General features: G+C 57.2%; 14 protein-coding genes. 10 read left to right on the forward strand and 4 right to left on the reverse strand.

Annotation, left to right across the window (positions count from 1 at the left end; translation table 11 throughout):
- The 5 genes from F8N36_RS06535 to bioA form a co-directional block, all read left to right on the forward strand.
- On the forward strand, positions 1–3,229 hold a 3,229-nt coding region (locus tag F8N36_RS06535), incomplete at its 5' end, for a tetratricopeptide repeat protein (RefSeq protein WP_366247038.1).
- A 150-nt stretch (positions 3,230–3,379) separates the two neighbouring features.
- Entirely contained in the window at positions 3,380–4,282 is a 903-nt protein-coding gene (locus tag F8N36_RS06540; protein WP_291331997.1) for a DUF4851 domain-containing protein, read from the forward strand.
- A gap of 332 nt (positions 4,283–4,614) precedes the next feature.
- Entirely contained in the window at positions 4,615–5,013 is a 399-nt protein-coding gene (locus F8N36_RS06545) for a MucR family transcriptional regulator (RefSeq protein ID WP_291331998.1), read from the forward strand.
- 218 nt (positions 5,014–5,231) lie between these two features.
- Positions 5,232–6,182 carry a biotin synthase BioB gene (bioB, locus tag F8N36_RS06550; protein ID WP_291331999.1) on the forward strand — a complete coding sequence of 317 codons (951 nt, stop codon included), beginning with the start codon at positions 5,232–5,234 and terminating at the stop codon, positions 6,180–6,182.
- On the forward strand, positions 6,169–8,283 hold the full coding sequence (gene bioA, locus F8N36_RS06555; protein ID WP_291332000.1) for an adenosylmethionine--8-amino-7-oxononanoate transaminase: 2,115 nt from the start codon (positions 6,169–6,171) through the stop codon (positions 8,281–8,283). Before bioB ends, bioA begins: the two co-directional genes overlap by 14 nt.
- 33 nt (positions 8,284–8,316) lie before the next feature.
- Here bioA and F8N36_RS06560 read toward each other — a convergent pair whose 3' ends face one another.
- Positions 8,317–8,526 (reverse strand): hypothetical protein, encoded by a 210-nt coding sequence (locus tag F8N36_RS06560; RefSeq protein ID WP_022659350.1) that lies wholly within the window; start codon positions 8,524–8,526, stop codon positions 8,317–8,319.
- A complete protein-coding gene (locus F8N36_RS06565; protein ID WP_291332001.1) occupies positions 8,526–8,912 on the reverse strand; it encodes a hypothetical protein in 387 nt (128 codons plus the stop codon). Before F8N36_RS06565 ends, F8N36_RS06560 begins: the two co-directional genes overlap by 1 nt.
- Before the next feature lie 228 nt (positions 8,913–9,140).
- Between F8N36_RS06565 and F8N36_RS06570 the strand changes: the two genes are divergently transcribed.
- From F8N36_RS06570 to F8N36_RS06590, 5 genes are all read left to right on the forward strand, one after another.
- Positions 9,141–10,919, forward strand: a complete 1,779-nt coding sequence (locus F8N36_RS06570) for a formate--tetrahydrofolate ligase (protein ID WP_291332002.1) — start codon at positions 9,141–9,143, stop codon at positions 10,917–10,919.
- A 229-nt stretch (positions 10,920–11,148) separates the two neighbouring features.
- A complete protein-coding gene (locus tag F8N36_RS06575) occupies positions 11,149–13,203 on the forward strand; it encodes an HD domain-containing phosphohydrolase (RefSeq protein WP_291332003.1) in 2,055 nt (684 codons plus the stop codon).
- Positions 13,200–15,398 (forward strand): adenylate/guanylate cyclase domain-containing protein, encoded by a 2,199-nt coding sequence (locus F8N36_RS06580; RefSeq protein WP_291332004.1) that lies wholly within the window; start codon positions 13,200–13,202, stop codon positions 15,396–15,398. Before F8N36_RS06575 ends, F8N36_RS06580 begins: the two co-directional genes overlap by 4 nt.
- A 32-nt stretch (positions 15,399–15,430) precedes the next feature.
- Positions 15,431–16,492, forward strand: coding sequence for a FecR family protein (locus F8N36_RS06585; protein ID WP_291332005.1), 1,062 nt, complete (start codon positions 15,431–15,433; stop codon positions 16,490–16,492).
- A 12-nt stretch (positions 16,493–16,504) separates the two neighbouring features.
- The gene (locus F8N36_RS06590; RefSeq protein ID WP_291332006.1) at positions 16,505–17,872 is read left to right on the forward strand and encodes a tetratricopeptide repeat protein; all 1,368 of its coding nucleotides are present in this window, start codon (positions 16,505–16,507) and stop codon (positions 17,870–17,872) included.
- A gap of 180 nt (positions 17,873–18,052) precedes the next feature.
- Here F8N36_RS06590 and F8N36_RS06595 read toward each other — a convergent pair whose 3' ends face one another.
- Complete coding sequence (locus tag F8N36_RS06595; RefSeq protein WP_291332007.1) at positions 18,053–18,484, reverse strand: ACT domain-containing protein; 432 nt, start codon at positions 18,482–18,484, stop codon at positions 18,053–18,055.
- Between the two features lie 29 nt (positions 18,485–18,513).
- Positions 18,514–18,723 (reverse strand): twin-arginine translocase TatA/TatE family subunit, encoded by a 210-nt coding sequence (locus F8N36_RS06600; RefSeq protein WP_291332008.1) that lies wholly within the window; start codon positions 18,721–18,723, stop codon positions 18,514–18,516.
- Positions 18,724–18,856 lie beyond the last annotated feature (133 nt).

Below are 18,856 nucleotides of genomic sequence, written 5' to 3' on the forward strand. Positions count from 1 at the left end.
GCGCACCTGGGCGGGTTCTGCCGCATCTACAGCCAGTGGAGCGGGCGAACGTCTGAGCATTACGCTCGACAATCCCGCCCAGGTGCGCAGGCTTGCGCGCAGCGGCAGCAATACCTTGCTGCTGCTTCTTGAAGGCGACAGCCCCACTTTGCAGCGGCAGGGTGCCGCACCAGTGCCTGGTGCGCTGCTGGAAAGCGTTGGCGTGTCCAACGGTCAGGTGCGTATAACACTTTCTGCCCGTGCCATGAGCCATGTCATGCGGCGACCTTCTGCTTCTTCCATCGATATAGAAATTTTTGCCGCTGGCTTGCCGGGCGACAATGCCGCCCGGCAGGATACCCAGGCACAGAGTGAAAGCACCCTTGCTGGCACGACAGAGCAGGGAACCTCGTTTGGCGATAGTCTGCCCATTGACGCGGGCAAGGACTTTTTGCACAGCGCGCTGAAAATGCTGGATAACGCCCAGCAGAACATTCAGAACCTTTCGCCTTCTGATCTGCTTGATTCCGCTAAAAACAGGCTGGCCGATCTGGGCCTGCCCCTGCCCATATTTTCTGCCACGGATTCTGCCGTAGCGGCCGAAGTGGCGCCTCAGGCCGCAGGTGGAGCGCCAAACCGCCCACAAGAACCGCAGGGGCCAAGCCTCATGAGCAAGGTAAACCCCGGTGGGCCGGAAAACTGGCCCGAAGACAAGGGGCTTTCTACAGCGGTTCCTGTCCGTACTGCACCGGTCGCCACGCAGCCCGTGGCACCTGCTGGCCAGCCCGCCGCTCCGGCGGCCCCGGCGACGGCGCAACCTGCCGCACAGCCCGCAGCTCCGGCAACGCCGCAACCCGTTAAGCAACCTGTTGCTCAGCCAGCCACCCAGCCTGTCAATCAGGCCGCACGGCCTGCGCCTGCACCTGCGCAAACTCCCGCTCAAGCGCCTGCGCCAGCTCCGGTTCAAACCCCTGCGCCAACTCCGGCGCAAGCTTCCGCCCCTGCATCAGCTCCGGCACAGGCTCCTGCAGCTACGCCCGCAAAGCCGGCAGATATCATCGGCAATGTGTCTGGCAAGGTCACGGGAGATCTGGTGGGGCTGCCAAAGCAGGCAGAGGGTGGCGGCCACGGTGGCGGCCACGGTGGCGGTGGTGGTAGCGCAAAAGAAGAGCCTGCCCGGCCCATCGTCTATGTGGACGAGCAGGGCAACCCGGTGGAAAAGCCCGCTGAGCCTCAAAAAATGATGGATGAAGCGGAGCGGCTCATCAAGGAACGCAAATTTGTGGAAGCATTGCCCCAGCTGGAAAAGCTGAAGGAAATGCCTACACTCAGCGCCGAACTGCGTGAAAAAACGCTGTATTATATCAGCGACTGCGTCTGGGCCAGATATTCCGACAACCCGCTGGCCGGGTTTGAGCCCATTGTTTCTGCTACCAGCGAAGCCATGAATTTTGACCTGCGTTCACCGCGCGTGCCAGAGGCGCTGCTGCGTCTGGGCCTTGTGAACGTCAACGTGGGCAATCTTGTGGATGCCGGGGGCTATATTGTGGCCCTGTACAGGCGGTATCCGGATTATCCTGGCGTGGCGCAGGGATTTACCGCGCTGGGCAAGGAACAGCTCAAGCGGCATATGGATGCTCAGGCAGAGCAGTCTTTTTCCATGGTGCTCGACAAGTATCCTGAATCTTCCTTTTTGCAGGAGGCCTCGGTTGGTCTTGCCAAGGCGCTCAACAACCAGCGCAAGTACACAAATGCCCAGGTAATACTGGACTTTATCAGTAAGCGTTGGCCCCGTTACTATATTGACGATCCCACGTTCCTCTTCCTGCAGGCTGCCAACGACGAGGCCCTGAACAAGCCCATGGAAGCCCTGACCCTGTACTGGCTATATTTCAACCTGCTGCCGGGGCAAAAGGGCAACGACGAGATGCTTTTCAAGATGGGCGACATGTACACCCGTCTTGGCAACAAGCTTGCTGCCGATTTTCTGTATAACTATATTACCAGCCATTATGGGGGTTCCCAGTCGGCAAAGATGGCCAGCCTGCGGCTTGTTGAGGGCGGCATTTATGATGCCCCCATCAACTATGAGGCCATGACCCAGGTTTTTGCACGGTCTGCGGGCACTAACCTGCAAAAGGTCTATTCAGAGCTTGCCGCCTCCTCGCGCACCGCGCCCGAGTCCGTAACAGCGCGCCTCAAGGAGGCCATGTGGCTGTACTGGAGCAAGCGCTATACAGAGGCCATGGGCAAGGCTGCAGAATTTATTGACGGTTACCCTGAAAACGTCAATGTGGCGCAGGCGCGCGACATCATCTGGCTGTCGTTCCAGAAAGAGCTGGCCAATTCCATGGCCGAAAAGAACTTTGGCCGCATTCTTATTTTGTGGAACGGGTTTCCGCTGGTGCGTGAGCGCTACGGCGCCATTGATCCACGCATGCGCTATGCCCTTGCCCAGGGCATGCTTGAACGCGGCGACGACGACGCAGCCCTCGGCATGCTGGCCGAATTTCTCAAGTCGCCCATGAATCCGGAATACGGCGAGGCCGCCTTTACGGAATTCTTTAACCGCTACCTCAAGGCGGGGGCATGGACCAAAATTCTTGATCTTGGCAAGCTTGTGTCCGGCTGGCCTCTCAAGCCCCAGCTGCGCAACCAGCTTGATTACGCCATGGCGCTTTCGGCCCAGAATCTCAACCTGGCCGGGCCCGCCCTTGCCATGTGGAAAAATATTGCGGAGCGGGAGGATTTTCCGCTGTACCAGCGCGCCTACGCGACCTACTTTCTGGCCCGCGATGCAGAGCAGCGCAAGGATATCCGTAATTCTTACACTCTTAATCGCAAGGTCATAGAGCTCTTTACACAGTTGCAGGACGAGCGTTCTGACAAAGCCGACCCGCAGCGCATCAAGGACGCCATGCTCTCGCTCATGGACATCTGCGAGGTGGCAAACCGCGTACCTGAAGCTCTGGAGTGGCTGGCGCGTTACAATGCCTTTGTGCCCCAGAATTCGCCGGAATACCCCGGTCTGCGTTTCCGCGAGGCCAGGCTGTACCGCAAGCTGGGCGACGCCACGCGCGCGCAGGCCCTGCTTGAGGATATTGTGCGCAACTACGCCGATTCACCCTTTGCCAAGGCCGCCACGGCAGAGCTGCACACCTTTGAAGTATCACGCGACCTCCAAAACTACCTGCCCGGCGGGGCAGGCGGTCAGGCCGCGCCTGCGGGCCGACCTGCCGGCACACCCTAGCTTGTCATCCAATATGGCTACATTGTCGCCATATTTGCCTCTGATCCCTTCCTTAATATAGTGCTGCGCCTCTTTTTGTTCTGTTTTTTGCAGGTATGCGACGCCATGTTGCATTGCATGCAGATTCGCCTTGGAATATAGTAGCTAAATGTGAAAGGCACGGGCTGGCAGGGGAATCTGGCAACAGCTTCTGGCAGCAGACCTGCTATTCCTGGTTTATCCCGCTCATGCTTAATCCCTCTCATGTTTTTCCGGCACAATGGCACTAACGCTTTTGATCAGGCTTTGCGCCGACAGCCCTGGAGGTTACATATGAACAGAGTGCTTTTTTGCCTTACTCTCTGCCTGATTGCTCTGATGGCGGGCTGCACTGGCGCGCAGCAAAGGGGCATGCAAGGCAACGCCTATGTCTCCACCGCCCGCCCCGTCATAAGTATGCAGGCGGTAAACATGCCCCTTATCACCGGCGGCGAGGGCAAGGTCGCACTTGACGGTGCTGGTGTTATGGGCGGCCTGCCGCTCAACACATGGCTTGCCGTGTACGGCAAGGGTGATCCTCAAAGCCCCATTGCTATTGTAGCCATGGCCGAGGTGCCCTACGGCTGGTACTGGGATAGTGATGGGCAGCGTCCGTTCAGCGTGGACAAGGGCGTTGAGGTTTATGACAATGTTGGATATGCCGCCAGCACCTATATTGTAGATAGCAAAAGGGACCCGTTTTCTGCTGTTGCAGGATTGAGTGACGACTCAAAGCCCATGCGTTGGCTGGTGCGTGGTTTTGCCGCCAGATACAATTTTAATGACACCAAGGCTGTCATGGAGTACAGGGAACCGCTGCCGGAAAATCTGACAGGGCAGGAAACCCTCACCGAGAGCATGACCGATCAGCTCAAGGCCTTTGAGCAACGTGCCAACAAAGCATTTGCAGTGACTTCTGCTCCGAAAAATATCAATGGAATTACAAAGAGTTATGCGAAGGATATTCGCTGGCAATACTTTGATCAACGCTTTTGGGGTACAGTATCAAAGTATGAGATATTTGACGCAAAGTAGCTTGTGTTAATGGCAATCTGTCATGTTGCAGGTTTGCCGCAAAGGTGGCCTTTTGAGAAGTTTTTATCAAATGGCCACCTTCAATTTTATATTTGTTGCGCGTGCAGCGACTCCTGAAATCCAGAACAAGTTATTACATTCCGGATTAATAGTTATGTACAATTTGCAATGGAATTTTATATTCTAGGGTATAGTACATTGACGAAACAATAGCTGCTGTGTATGTTCTCCCCAACAGGATAGGAGGGCGACCGACCGTTCTGCCAGTGAACCAATCAGGCGGGTTCGCAGCGCGTCAGATTGAGTATATTGAAGACACAAAAGGGGTTGTTATGGATGATTATCTGAAAGAAGCGCTGGAAATTACCAGAGCGCAAGCTGGCGTTCGCGTAATGAGTGAAGAAGAAATAGCCGCCTTTATACAGAAAGTGGCGCAAGGGATCAGGGCGGTTGCCGAAGGCGAAACGCCCGTGGAACTCGACAGCAGCGAAATGGCTGTCGAAGCCCGTAAGTCGGTCAAAGAAAAGTCTGTTACCTGCCTTGAATGCGGCAAGAGCTTTAAGATTCTTACTAAGCGTCATCTGGCCAGTCACGGCATGACCTCTGGCGAATACCGCGAAAAGTGGGGCTTCAAGAAAGACGCACCTCTTGTGTGCAAAGCCCTGCAGCGCGAGCGCCGCAAAAAGATGAAAGACATGAAATTGTGGGAAAAGCGCCGCAAGGTTCAGTAATCTCTCACGGAAAACGGTTGCTGATAGCGGTTTTTGACGCACCGTAAGGCAATCGGTTTCGTGCATCATTCCCAAAGCCCGCCCTAGAGGCGGGCTTTTTTTTTAGGCAGAAAAGTGGCATGTTGCACCCCTGAACGGCAGCAAGGCTGTCTCTCAGAGCGGCTCCGGCCAGCAAAGAGCTTTTTTGCTCTGCACCATCGTTTTTTCAGGGTTGCGAAATGACTGAATCACTGGCGGTTGCAACGCCCGCCCAGGCCCTGGCCCTGCTTTCCCTACCACAGGAAGAGCTTTTTGCCAGTGCCACAGCGCTGCGCGAGGCGGCCTTTGGTCGCAACATCGTTTTGTGCGCCATCATCAATGCCAAAAGCGGCAACTGCACTATGGACTGCCGCTTCTGTTCCCAGAGCAGGCACAACCACACGCCCATTGAGGTTTTCCCTCTGCTGCCCGATGAAGAACTGCGTGAGCGCATTCTGCAACTGGCAGCCTTGCCTGTGGCCCGCATTGGCGTTGTTACCAGCGGCTCTGCCCTGAGCGGCAGCGAACTGCAACGTTTGTGCAAGGTCATTGCCGCCCTGCCAGATCATGTGCGTCCACGCGTGTGCGCATCGCTGGGCAAGCTTGCCGCAAAGGACTTTGCCGACTTGTCGCAATCGGGCCTGACGCGTTTTCATCATAATCTCGAAACTGCGCGTGACTATTATGCCAGCGTGTGCACCACGCAAACGTGGGATCAGCGCCGCGAAACCGTGCTGCGCGCCTGCGATGCCAGTATGAGCGTATGTTCTGGTGGGCTGTTTGGTCTCGGCGAAAGCTGGGAAGACCGCGTGAACTTTGCCTTCAACCTCAAGGGACTTGGGGTAGGGCATGTGCCCATGAATTTTTTGCATCCCCACCCGGAAACCCCCCTCGCAGGGCAAAAGCCCCTCACCGCTGGTGAAGCGCTCACGCTCATTGCCATTTTCAGGCATATTCTGCCCAGGGCAACCCTGCGCATCTGCGGTGGCAGGCCACTGGTGCTGGGCGACCGGCAGAGCGAAATTTTTGCTGCCGGGGCCAACGCCCTCATGACCGGCGATTACCTTACAACCCATGGGCAAAGCATTGCGCACGATCTTGAAATGATCGCCGCCCTGGGGCTTGAGGTGAAGTGCGATGCCAGCTGCTGAAGGTAAGACCATGCAGTTGTCGCGCCCGCTCAGCGGGTTGTTTGTGGCCGGGTCTGGCACCGATGTGGGCAAGACGGTGGTTACGGCTGCCCTGTTGCGTGCGCTGCTGCTGGCCGGGGTGAGGGTACAGGCTGTAAAGCCCGTGCAGACTGGTGTTGCGCCGCAAGAGGCCCACACGGCTCCTCTGGCTGACGCGCGGGTTTACGCCAACGCCGTGGCTGGCTTGACCCAAGGTGAAGAAATACTGCCCGCCGAAGCCCTGCACTGTTTTGCCTTGCCAGCATCGCCGCATCTTGCGGCTGCGCGCGAAGGCGTACGGTTGAGCGTGGCAGAGCTGCACAAGGATATTATGCGCCACTGGCAGTCTGGCAGCGCAGCAATGCTGCTGCTTGAAGGCGCTGGCGGGCTGCGCGTGCCACTCAACGAACGCGAGGACATGCTTGACCTCATGGCTTCAGTTGGTACGCCGGTGCTGCTTGTGGGCGGTAATTATCTGGGCGGCCTCAACCATGTTTTGTTGTCGCTTGATGCCCTGCGCCACAGCGGCCTGCAAGTGGCTGGTGTAGTGCTTGTGCCTGCCGCAGACCCTGCAGCTGGGTGCCCGGGGGTGGATGTGCAGGCCATGCTTGCCGACAATGCCGCCATGCTGCGTCAGCGTATGCAACAGCAGGGTGTGGATGCCCCACTTGTGGAGCTGCCCCGCCTTGTCCGTCTGGACACTGCAGGATGGCAGACGCTGGCCGATCATCTGGAACCGTTGACAAGACGTCTGGTTTCAGAGCTCCATGATGCAGAACGCAGTATTGCGCCTGATCAGGCCCTTGTGGTCCGCGACCACAAGACCGTATGGCATCCCTATGCCTCTGCCGCACAGCCGCCGCTGCTCAGTGCGGCAAGCCGCACGCGCGCCAACCGCATTGTGCTGGCTGAAGGCAGGGAGCTTGTGGACGGCATGTCCTCGTGGTGGGCGGCGGTGCACGGCTACAACCACCCACGGCTCATGGAAGCCCTGCGCAGTCAGGCCGGGCGCATGCCCCATGTGATGTTTGGCGGTTTGACTCACGAACCTGCCGTGGCGCTGGCCGAAAGGCTGTTGCGCCTCATGCCCGTGGGGCTGGAACGCGTATTTTTTGCTGATTCCGGCTCTGTGGCGGTGGAGGTGGCGCTGAAAATGGCTCTGCAATATCAGCAGGGCAGAGGCGCAACCGGGCGCACCAGGTTTTTGACCCCTCGCGGCGGCTACCACGGCGATACGTTTGGTGCCATGTCGGTGTGTGATCCTGTTACGGGTATGCACAGCCTGTTTAGCGCAATGCTGCCCCAGCAGATATTTATGGAGCGTCCCTCCTGCCGTTTTGACCAGCCTTTTGACCCGACCAGTCTCAACGATGCCCGCCGTATTTTTGCAGAGCGCGGGTCTGAGGTCGCAGCGGTTATTCTGGAGCCAGTGGTGCAGGGGGCGGGCGGCATGTGGTTTTACCACCCCGAATACCTGCGAGGGCTTGCCGAGTTGTGCCGTGAGGCCGGGGCCCTGCTGATATTTGATGAAATCGCTACCGGTTTTGGCCGCACGGGCAAGATGTTTGCGGCGGAGTGGGCTGGCGTAACACCAGATATATTGTGCTGCGGCAAGGCACTGACCGGTGGCGTGATGACGCTTGCTGCCACTGCCTGCACGGGGCATGTGGCGCAGAGCATCTGCGCCGGGGGCAATGTTTTTATGCACGGCCCCACCTTTATGGCCAATGCCTTGGCCTGCGCGGTTGCCTACGCCAGTCTTGACCTGCTGGAAGAAGAAAACTGGCAGCAACAGGTGGAGCAGCTTGAAACCTATCTGCGCGAGGGGCTTGCCCCCTGCGCCGGACTTGAGGGCGTGGCCGATGTGCGTGTACTGGGCGGCATTGGCGTGGTGGAAACATGCGAACCCGTAAACACCCTGTCCCTACAGCGCTATTTTGTGCAGCATGGGGTGTGGATCAGACCTTTCAACAGGCTTGTGTATCTTATGCCGCCCTATATCACACCAGCAGAGGATGTGGCGCAGCTTTGCGCAGTGGTGGCCGGGGCCCTGCGGGCCGGGGCGCACCTGATGGAGCAATAGGGCTTTGCCCCACGCTGTGTGCGTACTGCCGGGCTACTTTTCGGTCGGCGGCGGAGGAACAGGCAGTCCCTTGAAGATAAGCCTTGTAGCGGCTGCATCGGCAAGTTCGGAAACATCCATGAGTTTTTCGAGCAGCTCGAGCAGGTAGAAACGGTCGTTTTCGCAGCCGTCCTTAAAGTCTGCTTCAAGTTCGCCACTGCGGATGTAGTTTTCCAGCTCAGTGAGATCTTTTACCGTAAGCATCATGAATCCTTTGTAAGTGCGGCAATGCAGCGGTGGGTGAGGTCTTGCGCCATTTGCTCGACCTGCTGAATTTCCGCACGGGTGATGTTGTCGTAATGGATGCCCGCACTGACGCACACGGCACAGTGCAGCGCCTCGGCCATGCTTTGTGCCATGCGTAAGGCAAGCGCGTCTTCTTTATGGCCGGGCAGGGCCAGCAGGTGGGCCTCCACCTGCGTAGGCCGGGTTGCGAGGTCTTGTTGCCGGGCATGCCCCTGTGTGGGAGTGGCAAGCGCAACGGCCCCTATGTGGCTGGCCCCGCCGCAGCAGAGCACCTGCAGATCGCGCCCAAGGCGAAATACGCGCAGGGATATGCTCAGGCGGCCCAGGCTGGCGGTAAACTGCATGCTGGCTCCTTGCATACGGCTGGCAGCGCGCTGTTGTTTCAATCTGTTGCAAAAATTTTTGCCTGCTTCTGGCAGCGGGCAAACCCGCCCATGAACATGGCGGAACTGTAGTGATATATATAATGCGGTCTAACGCCGCAAGGCCGCAGATTTGCCCTTTGTTTCAGGCTTGACGCCTCTTCTGGCGGCCCGTACCATTTTGCCAATTCTACGTTGTATGGAGAAAGCATGACTCTTGATCCCACCAAGCACCCAGACTGGCAGATTGCGCTGGATGCCGAAAAGAATATGAAAACTTTCGAGGCCCTGACCGCTGAAATGGGCCTTGAGCCTTCAGAAGTGCTGCCTTATGGCCGCTACATGGGCAAAATTGAGCAGCAGGACGTGCTGAGCCGTCTTGCAGACCGCCCCAACGGCAAATATGTGGACGTTACCGCCATTACGCCCACGCCCCTTGGCGAAGGCAAATCCACCACCACCATTGGTCTGGTGCAGGGCCTTGCGCGGCGCGGGCTGCGTTCTTCTGCGGCCATTCGCCAGCCTTCGGGCGGCCCCACCATGGGTATGAAGGGTTCCGCCGCTGGTGGCGGCCTTTCCCAGTGCATTCCGCTTACGCCGTATTCGCTCAACTTCACGGGCGATATTCACGCCGTGGGTGCTGCGCACAACCTTGCCATGACAGCTCTCACCGCCCGCATGCAGCACGAGCGCAACTATGATGACGCTACCCTTGAGAGGCTCTCTGGCATGCGTCGCCTGGATATTGACCCCACGCGCGTCAGCACCGGCTGGGTGATGGATTTTTGCGCTCAGGCGCTGCGTAACGTCATCATCGGTATGGAAGGCGATGGTAGACGCAACGATGGTTTCATGATGCGCTCGCATTTTGATATCACCGTGGCCTCTGAAGTCATGTCCATCCTTTCTGTGGCGCGCGATCTGGCCGACCTGCGCCAGCGCATGGGCCGCATGGTGCTGGCTCTCGACCGTAACGGCAGGCCCGTGACCACCGCCGACCTTGAAGTGGACGGTGCCATGACCGCATGGCTTGTGGAGGCCATCAAGCCCAATCTTATCCAGACCATTGAGGGGCAGCCCGTGCTGGTGCACACCGGCCCCTTCGGCAACATAGCCCTTGGCCAGAGCTCTGTTATTGCCGACAGGGTGGGTCTGAAGCTGGGCGACATCCACGTGACGGAATCGGGCTTTGCCTCAGAAATGGGCTACGAAAAATTCTGGAACCTCAAGTGCCGCTACAGTGGTCTTGCCCCCGACGCGGCGGTGATTGTGGCCACCGTGCGGGCTCTCAAGCACCACGGCGGCGCGCCGCAGCCCCGCCCCGGCCAGCCCCTGCCCGAAGAATACCTGCGCGAAGATGTGGGCCTGGTGGAAGCCGGCTGCATCAACCTGCTGCACCACATTGGCATTGTGCGCCGTTCTGGTGTGCCCTCTGTAGTGTGCATCAACAAGTTTTATACCGACAAGCCCGCAGAAATTGCCGCTATTCGCCGTATTTGTGAAAAAGCGGGGGCCAGCGTGGCAGTCTCGGAACACTGGGAAAAGGGCGGCGAGGGTGCGCTGGAACTGGCAGACGCCGTTATGGACGCCTGCAATTCCGGCAAGCGCAATTTCCGCCCGCTCTACGACTGGAAGCTGCCCATTGCGGAACGCATTGTGTGCATTGCCCGCGAGGTTTATGGCGCTGACGGTGTGGATTTTGAACCCATGGCCGCCCAACGGCTCAAAATGTTGCAGGAAAGACCCGATGCGGACGAGCTGGGCGTTTGCATGGTCAAAACCCAGTACTCGCTTTCCGACGATCCCAAGCGTCGCGGTGTGCCTGCCTCGTGGCGTCTGCACGTGCGCGATGTGCTGCTGTTTGGCGGTGCAGGGCTTGTTGCGCCCGTGGCTGGTGATATCAGCCTTATGCCGGGTACGGGTTCCAAGCCTTCATTCCGCAACATTGATGTGGATGTAACAACAGGGCGCGTTACCGGCCTGTTCTAGGCCATGTGCTGCATAATGGCGTTATCCCGCTGATTTCAGGGGGATAACGCCATTATTGCTTTTCACGATTAAATTTTTTTTAGCTGGAAAAATTTCAGCTAATCTACTTTATTCATAGGCAATGTTTTTACTGGGTATCAGATACATCTAATTAGCTGACTTGAAATAACTGCCAAATATAATAGTGTTTATAAGTATATTATTACAAAAATAGCCATTGGGAGGCCCCATGGAAGTTGTGCTCAGAGGCGTGCGAGGCAGTATAGCTGTGCCGGCTCCGGCCATGTCTTTTTATGGTGGCAACACCTCATGTGTCGAACTGCGCACCGATAACGGCGCGCTTGTTTTTTTTGATGCGGGAACCGGCCTGCGCGAGGCGGGCGAAAACCTGCCCGAGAGCGGAACCTGCCACCTTTTCATTTCGCACGGCCATACTGACCATATTCAGGGGCTGGGCTTCTTTCGTCCCCTGCATTCGTCCCGCTGGACAACCCATATCTATATTCCCGCCTGGCTAGAGAACGTGCTGGACGACCATTTTGCCCACGGCATGTTTCCCATTCCATTCAGCGATTTTGCCGGTAACGTGGTGCGCCACTGCCTTGAGGCGGGTGATGAGGTCAGCCCTTCGCAGGGTGTTGCTGTGTCGGCCATTGCCGCTAACCATCCCGGCGGAGCATTGTCGTACAAGGTGCGCGCCGACAATGCCGTGTTTCTGTACACAGGCGATTACGAAATAACCCAGTCCCCCGAAGTGCGCCGGGCAGCGCGCGAAATGCTTGAAGACGTGGATCTGGCTGTTGTGGACAGCATGTACAGCCAATCAAGCTATATTGAGGGATGGGGGCATTCGCGCTGGGAAGACTGGCGAGACTTGGCGCTTGGTGCGGTGCCGGGCTGCATTGTGCTTTCGCACCACTCGCCCGAAATGACCGACAGACAGATTGACGTGCTGCAACACGAAGCTCTGCAAAGCTGCCATATAAAAGGTCTGCACCTGTGTTTTGCGCGCGAGGGCATGCGCTTTGGCCTGCCCCTGTCCAAAAGCCGCTCGTGTTCGGATTGCGGGCTTGTGCAGTACAGTGACTGGCTCGACAGTTTTCTTGACGATCTTATGCAGTATCAGGACGAAAACACGCTGCTTGACCGCATACTTTTAAAAGCACGAGAAATTACGCGGGCAGACGCGGGCACCATCTTTCTGGTAGATGGAGAAGACCTGCTGTTTGCCTATACCCACAATGACAGCCTGTTTTCTGTAAATACAGCTTCCAAGTTTGCCTACTCCTCGGCACGCCTGCCCATCAATCCCCATTCCATTGCCGGTTATGCCGCATTTACCGGTGAAATGCTCAATCTTGCCGATGTGCGTGCACTGCCACCGGGGCTGCCTTTTGCATTCCGCGAGGACTTTGACAAAGCGACAGGCTACCGCACGGAATCCATGCTGGTTGTGCCGTTCCACGATCATGCTGGCCGTATTCTGGGCGTGATGCAGCTCATCAACAGCCTTGATCCGCGTACGCACAAGCCCCGCAAGTTTACCAACGACATGGAAAGGCACATACGTATACTGGCACGCGAAATTGCCAACATACTGGAGCGCAGCCATCTGGTGCGGGCGAGCATCAACAGGCTCATAAGGCTGGCTTCAGTGCATGATCCTCTTGAAACCGGGCCCCATGCCGAACGCGTGGGAGCCATTGCCGCAGAAATGTATCAGGTTCGCGCCAATCAGCTGAATCTCGATCCCGACGTAACCCTGCACATTAAAAGCCAGATACGCCTTGCAGCCATGCTGCACGATATCGGCAAGGTGGGCGTGAGCGATCTGCTACTGAAAAAGCCGGGCAAGCTTTCTGACGAAGAAATGGCGGTTATGCGCTCGCATACCGTGATTGGCGCGGGAATTCTGGAGGCAGAAGCACAGGCGGGCGGTTTTATGTCTTTTGCCCGCGATATCGCGCATCACCACCATCAAAAGTGGAACGGGCAGGGCTATGCGGGCCCCACCAGCGCAGGCAGGCTGGCAGGCGAGGAGATTCCCATTGCCGCCCGCATCACGGCCATTGCCGACGTGTTTGACGCGCTTGTTTCGCCCCGTTCGTACAAGGCGGCGTGGCCGCACTCAAAAGCAATGGCCCTGTTGCGTGAAGAATCTGGGGGCCATTTTGATCCCAATCTTGTGGCCTGTCTTGAAGAAATTATGGATGTCGTGGCCAAGATTTACGAACGTTTTCCCGATGCGGAGCCCGAACAATCTCGCTGCGACGCGGCCTCATGAGGCTTGCAGCCGCATTAAGGCATCTGCTGCGTCAGCCCTGGCTTTTTACGGCTGTAGTTGGCCTGTGCGGCGGCATTGCCATGCTGGCGCTGTATGTGGTGCAACCCATTGCCCTGCAGCGTCTTGACCTCAGAATTTACGATGCTCTGTTGCCTCTGCGGCGGTTAAACCAGCCCTCGGCCGTGCCGGTTATTATTGATATTGACGAAGAATCGCTGGCCCGTCACGGCCAGTGGCCCTGGCCGCGTTACCTTGTGGCAGATATGGTGGGCAAGCTGACCGCCAAGGGCGTCGCCTCCATCGGTCTTGATATCATGTTTGCAGAGCCCGACAGAACCTCGCCTGCCCGTATGCGCGAGGATCTGTACCGTGACAAGGGTGTCTCGATTGAAATTGCGGGCCTGCCATCGTTTATGGCTGATTTTGACAGGCTCTTTGCCATATCTGTACGTGAGGCGCCAGCCGTGCTGGGCGCGTTTGCCCGGTACGGGGGAGAACCCTATAGCGGGCCCATGCCTCATGCTCCGGCCATGATCGCGCGGGGTGGCAAGGATGCGCCCCCCTACGACAGGTATCTGCCCATTGCTCCCAGTGCGGTTTTGCCGTTGCCGCAGTTTTTTGAGGAAGCCCCGGTGGGATTTGTGAATGTGTCGCCCGATGCCGATGGCCTGGTGCGGCAGATTCCGCTTCTGCTGAAGTTTGGCGACGCGGTGTACCCATCGCTGGCCTTGCAGGCGCTCATGCGTGCGCTGGGAACAGACGCGTTGCGGCTGTACACCGGGCCTGATGGCCTGTTCAGTGTTTCGGCAGGTGAATTCAAGATCCCGGTGTCGCGCGAAGGCTATATGCTGGTGCCCTTTCAGGGCGCGCGGCGTACATACCGGTACATAAGCGCGGCCAAGGTGCTGGACGGCAAGGTCAGGCAGGAAGATCTGGAGGGATGCATCGCCTTTGTGGGCACGTCGGCCCCTGGACTGGCCGATATACGCGCTACGCCATTTGACCGGGTAATGCCTGGTGTAGAGGTGCATGCGGCGGCCATTGATGCCATTATCAACGGCAATTTTGTGCAGTCGCCATCGTGGGCACCCGGCGCGCAGGCTCTGATCATAACCTTTGTGACCATAGCCGCCACTCTGGCTTTTGGCTTTGCCGGGCCACGGGTGTACGTGCCGTCTTCACTGGTCTTGATGGGCTCTACGGTGCTGGCCTCACGACAGCTCTTCATGAGCGGCCTTTTTCTTTCGCCCTTGTATGGCCTGCTTACGTCACTGCTGTGCGGCGGTTTGTTGCTGAGCGTGCGTTTCTGGAACGAGGAAAAGCAGAAAATCGTTTTGCGGCGCGCTTTTTCGCGCTACGTGTCACCTGAGGTTGTCAGGCAGATCAGCAAGCGACAGGGCGACCTGCTGGCCGGTGAAAACCGTGAGCTGTCCATCCTGTTTACGGATATTCGCGGCTTTACCAGCCTTTCGGAATCGCTTTCGCCCCAGGATGTGGTGCAACTGCTGAACCGCTATTTTACGCCCATGACAGCCATTGTGCGCAACCGAAAGGGCACGCTGGACAAGTTTATTGGCGACGCGCTCATGGCCTTCTGGAACGCGCCTCTTGATGTGCCCGGGCACCCTGCGCTGGCAGTGGATGCCGCTCTGTGCATGCAAGAGCAGCTTGAAGAACTGAATGTGGAGATTGAGGCCAGTTTTGGCATCCGTCTGGACATGGGGGCCGGTATCCACACCGGGCAGGCCTATGTGGGGAACATGGGCTCTGATGACCTGATTAATTACACGCTTATTGGCGACAACGTGAACCTTGCCTCGCGCCTTGAGGGCCTGTGCAAACGTTACGGCGTGCCTGTTGTGATAAGTGAACATACAATGCAGGGCTGTGGGGATGCCTTTGCCTTTGTTCACCTTGATGTGCTGCGGGTCAAGGGCAAGACCAGACCCGTGAGCATTTACTGGCCAATGAGACACGGTACCGATGAGGTTTTCAAGGAGGCCATGCCGCAGTGGATAGCCGCGCGCTCTCAGTATGAGCATGGTGATTTTGTCGAGGCTGCTGAAGGGTTTGCCGCACTTGTGGCTGCATATCCCGCAGTGCGCCTGTTTGGGTTGTACCGTGAAAGGTCGCTCAGGCTGGTGCAGTCGCCCCCCAAAGACTGGGAGGGCATATGGACTATGGAAGGTAAATAGATACGAACATACAGCTCTGTGGGGGGAGAACCATGATTCGTTATGCGCTGGGTCGCGGGGCTATGGCCCTGTGTCTGATTTTGCTGGTCGCAAGCGCATGCGCGGCCAGGGATGTGGGGCAGGTTATTTCCTTCAAGGCAGGTGTTACCGCGCAGCGTGGCGGGCAACCCGTTGACCTGGAAATGAAAAGCCCGGTGGGCGACAGGGATGTGCTGACAACAGATGCTACAGGGCGCGCCCAGATTCTGTTTGACGACGACACGACGGTCGCTCTCGGTTCCAACACCAGCCTGAGCCTTGAAACCGTTGTGGCCGAAGGCTCCAACCCCGCGTTCAAGGCTCGGATGGGGCAGGGCGTTGCCCGGTTCATCACGGGCAAGATTGTTGAAAAGAATCCTGACGGTTTTTCGGTAGTAACGCCCGATGCCACGGTGGGCATACGTGGTACCATCTTTGCCGTTCGGGTGGGCAACGGTACAACCACTGTTTTTGTAACCAACACAACCAAGCAGGTGTTTGTAAACGGTGTGCTGGTTCCTTCTGGCTTCAAGATTACCCTGCCGCAGGGTACGATTAGCCCCCTGACACCGGCAGACCATAATTTTATTTCTGGCAGTGTTGTGGCCAATAACCCCACTCCGGGTGGAGGTGTGGCACTTGCCCCGCCGCCGAACGTGAACGGTGGGGGAGTGATCACACCCACAACTCTCGCGCAGGCACCACTCAACTCGCAAGGGCTTGGGGAAGGCTTGAGGCAGCTGACCAATGCCTATGTGAGCGGCTCGCTGTTCAACTCTGACTTTAGTGCTGACGGTTCTTTCAGCTTTAATGTCAACCTTGGTAGCGGCGCTGTAAGTAACGGCGTGATGACTACCAATGTCAGCGCCTATCCCGCGACGTTGTCAGGTGGTAGCGGAAGTATTTCCGGCTCTTCGCTGAACGTGAACAACTTTTCGGGTGGAGGTTACACCGGTAGCATGGCTGGCACCGCGTCAAACACGGGTAGCGGTTTATCTGTGTCGGGCTCGTTTGCGATCAAGGATGTCAGCCTGTCTGATGTAAAGACCGGTACTTTTTCTGGAAGCAGCAAGTAGGTGGAATGACATATGAAACGACACGTATCTGCACATGCTGCCATGCTTTGCGCTCTGATGGCCGTTTTTATGCTTGCTTGCGGTGCCCCCTCTCTGGCTGCAGATGATTCACCAGGTCTGCGCACGGCGGTGGGGTCTGCCAAGGCAGATGCCGCAACGCTCATGCAGCAAGGCAAGTATGCCTCTGCCTACGAGATGTATATGCGCCTGCTGCGTCAAGCGCCCGATGACGACGAGATAAACCTTAATCTCGCCCGCAGCTCCATGCACAGTGGCCGCTACAACCAGTCGGTAATGGCTTATGAGCGACTTACAGAAAAGTATCCTGCCGAGCCTGTACTGTATACGGAACTGGCGCAGGCCTATATGGCGCTCGAAGACCGCCAGAGTGCTGAACGCGCCATGGCCACCGCGCGCGAACTGAATCCAAATATCAGCAAGGCAGATAACGACAGGCTGCTTGATTCGCTTGAAAAACGCTATGAACACTGGCAGGTGCACGGCAAGTTGCGCAGCGGGCTGCTGTATGACTCAAACGCCACATTTGGTCCCTCAAGCACAACAATGAATCTTGGTACGTGGCAGGTAACAGTGCCTGATTCTGAGGCCAAGAATTCGTTTGGCGCGTATCTGGGGGCCAACCTTGATATGGGCTGGAAGGCAGAGCGCGACACCCCCTGGTGGATTGTGGGCGATGTGCAGGGGCTTGCGCGCGGCAACAGCAATCCCTCGCTGGATGACGTGCACAGCCGCACATCTGAATGGGGCCGGGCTGCCGTAGGTGTTCGCCACCTTACACCCACAACTATGTTTGACCTGCGCTTTAAAAGTGAAGTGTTTGATTCGCAGTGGTACCAGAATGTGTCGGCATCGGGTACAGAGGCCACCTGGCTGTGGGCGGTAACCCCCTCATGGCACCTGATCACTCGTGGAACGCTGGATGCGCGTGCATATTCACGCGATGGCGACCGCAACGGCGCGTACTGGACCCTGGGGCAGTACGTACGTCGCTATTTTGGCGAGAGCAATCATGAAATCATGCTGGGCGTGAGCTATCTGGGCGGCAATACACCTGAAAAGGCCGATTACTGCTATACTGGCCTTGAAGCCAGCGCCCGCGTTGTGCTCAAGCTGCCCAAGCGCTTTGAGCTGTCGCCCTTTGTTTCGTTTGAAAAGGACTGGTACAACGGCCCTGCCACCGCACTGGAAACTTCAAACAGGCTCGACCAGAAGTGGCGCACTGGCGCAACCCTTACGTGGCACGTGACCGATGCCTGGTCTGTGGAAACATCCTACCAGTATACGCACAACAGCTCTGAGAGCCCTCTTTACAGGTACGATCAGTCACTGGTTTCGCTGGGGGTCGCCTGGTCGTTCTAGCCAGCCTATCCTGGCATTTTGCCGCGTAAAGAGCTTGTCAAACGCAAGCACCATTTTGTGCGCCTGCCCCATTACAGGGCGGGCGCACATTTTTATGGTCAGGAAAGCAAAAGGGCAGGGCAGAGCAAACAGAAAAGCCACGGTTACCCGTGGCTTTTCTGAATCTGTGTAATTCAATATCTAGCGGGCGCAGAGGCGTTCCGCGGGAATGATCACAAAATTGTTGGCTTTGAGTACTTCAATGGCCTGATCAACCTTGTCGAAACGGAAGATCATGACGGCGCTTTCGGCCTCGCGCTGAACAAAGGCATACATGTATTCCACGTTGATGCCGTTCTTGGAGACAGTCTGCAGCACAGAATCAAGGCCGCCGGGCGTGTCGGGCACTTCAACGGCCACAACGCTGGTACGGCCAAGGGTAAAGCCCTTTTCCTTCAGCACGACCTTGGCTTTTTCGTGGTCGCACACAATCATGCGCAAAATACCAAAGTCAGATGTGTCGGCCAGCGAAAGGGCGCGTATGTTTATACCCGCCTCGGCGAGGGTATGCGTAACCTCGGCCAGACGACCGGCCCGGTTTTCCAGAAATACAGAGAGCTGTTCTGTTTTCATGACAAATCCTTTGAGTACATCAGGCCAGTTTATGCCTTGTGATTGGGATCGTCAGTGGACGTAGGTTGTTTTTTGTCTTTGGGGGTTATGTCGATTTCATCCGGCTCGGATGAAGCACGGCGAAAGTTACGGATTGCCCGGCCAAGCCCACCACCGATTTCCGGCAATTTGTTAGAGCCGAAAAGAAGCAGAACAACAACCAGTAAAAGCAGCAATTCAGGCATGCTAACGCCGAACATGCGGGGAGCCTCCGTTGAGAGTTGGGCAAATAGTGCAATACACTCTTAAAGATAAGCCCTGGAAAACACGAGGTCAAGATGAATCCTGAAGCCGGTCGGGTTTCAGGCATATCCCCGTATAAGCTGAGGCTGT

Origin of the sequence: Desulfovibrio sp. (assembly GCF_009712225.1) — a bacterium.
Lineage (GTDB): Bacteria > Desulfobacterota > Desulfovibrionia > Desulfovibrionales > Desulfovibrionaceae > Desulfovibrio.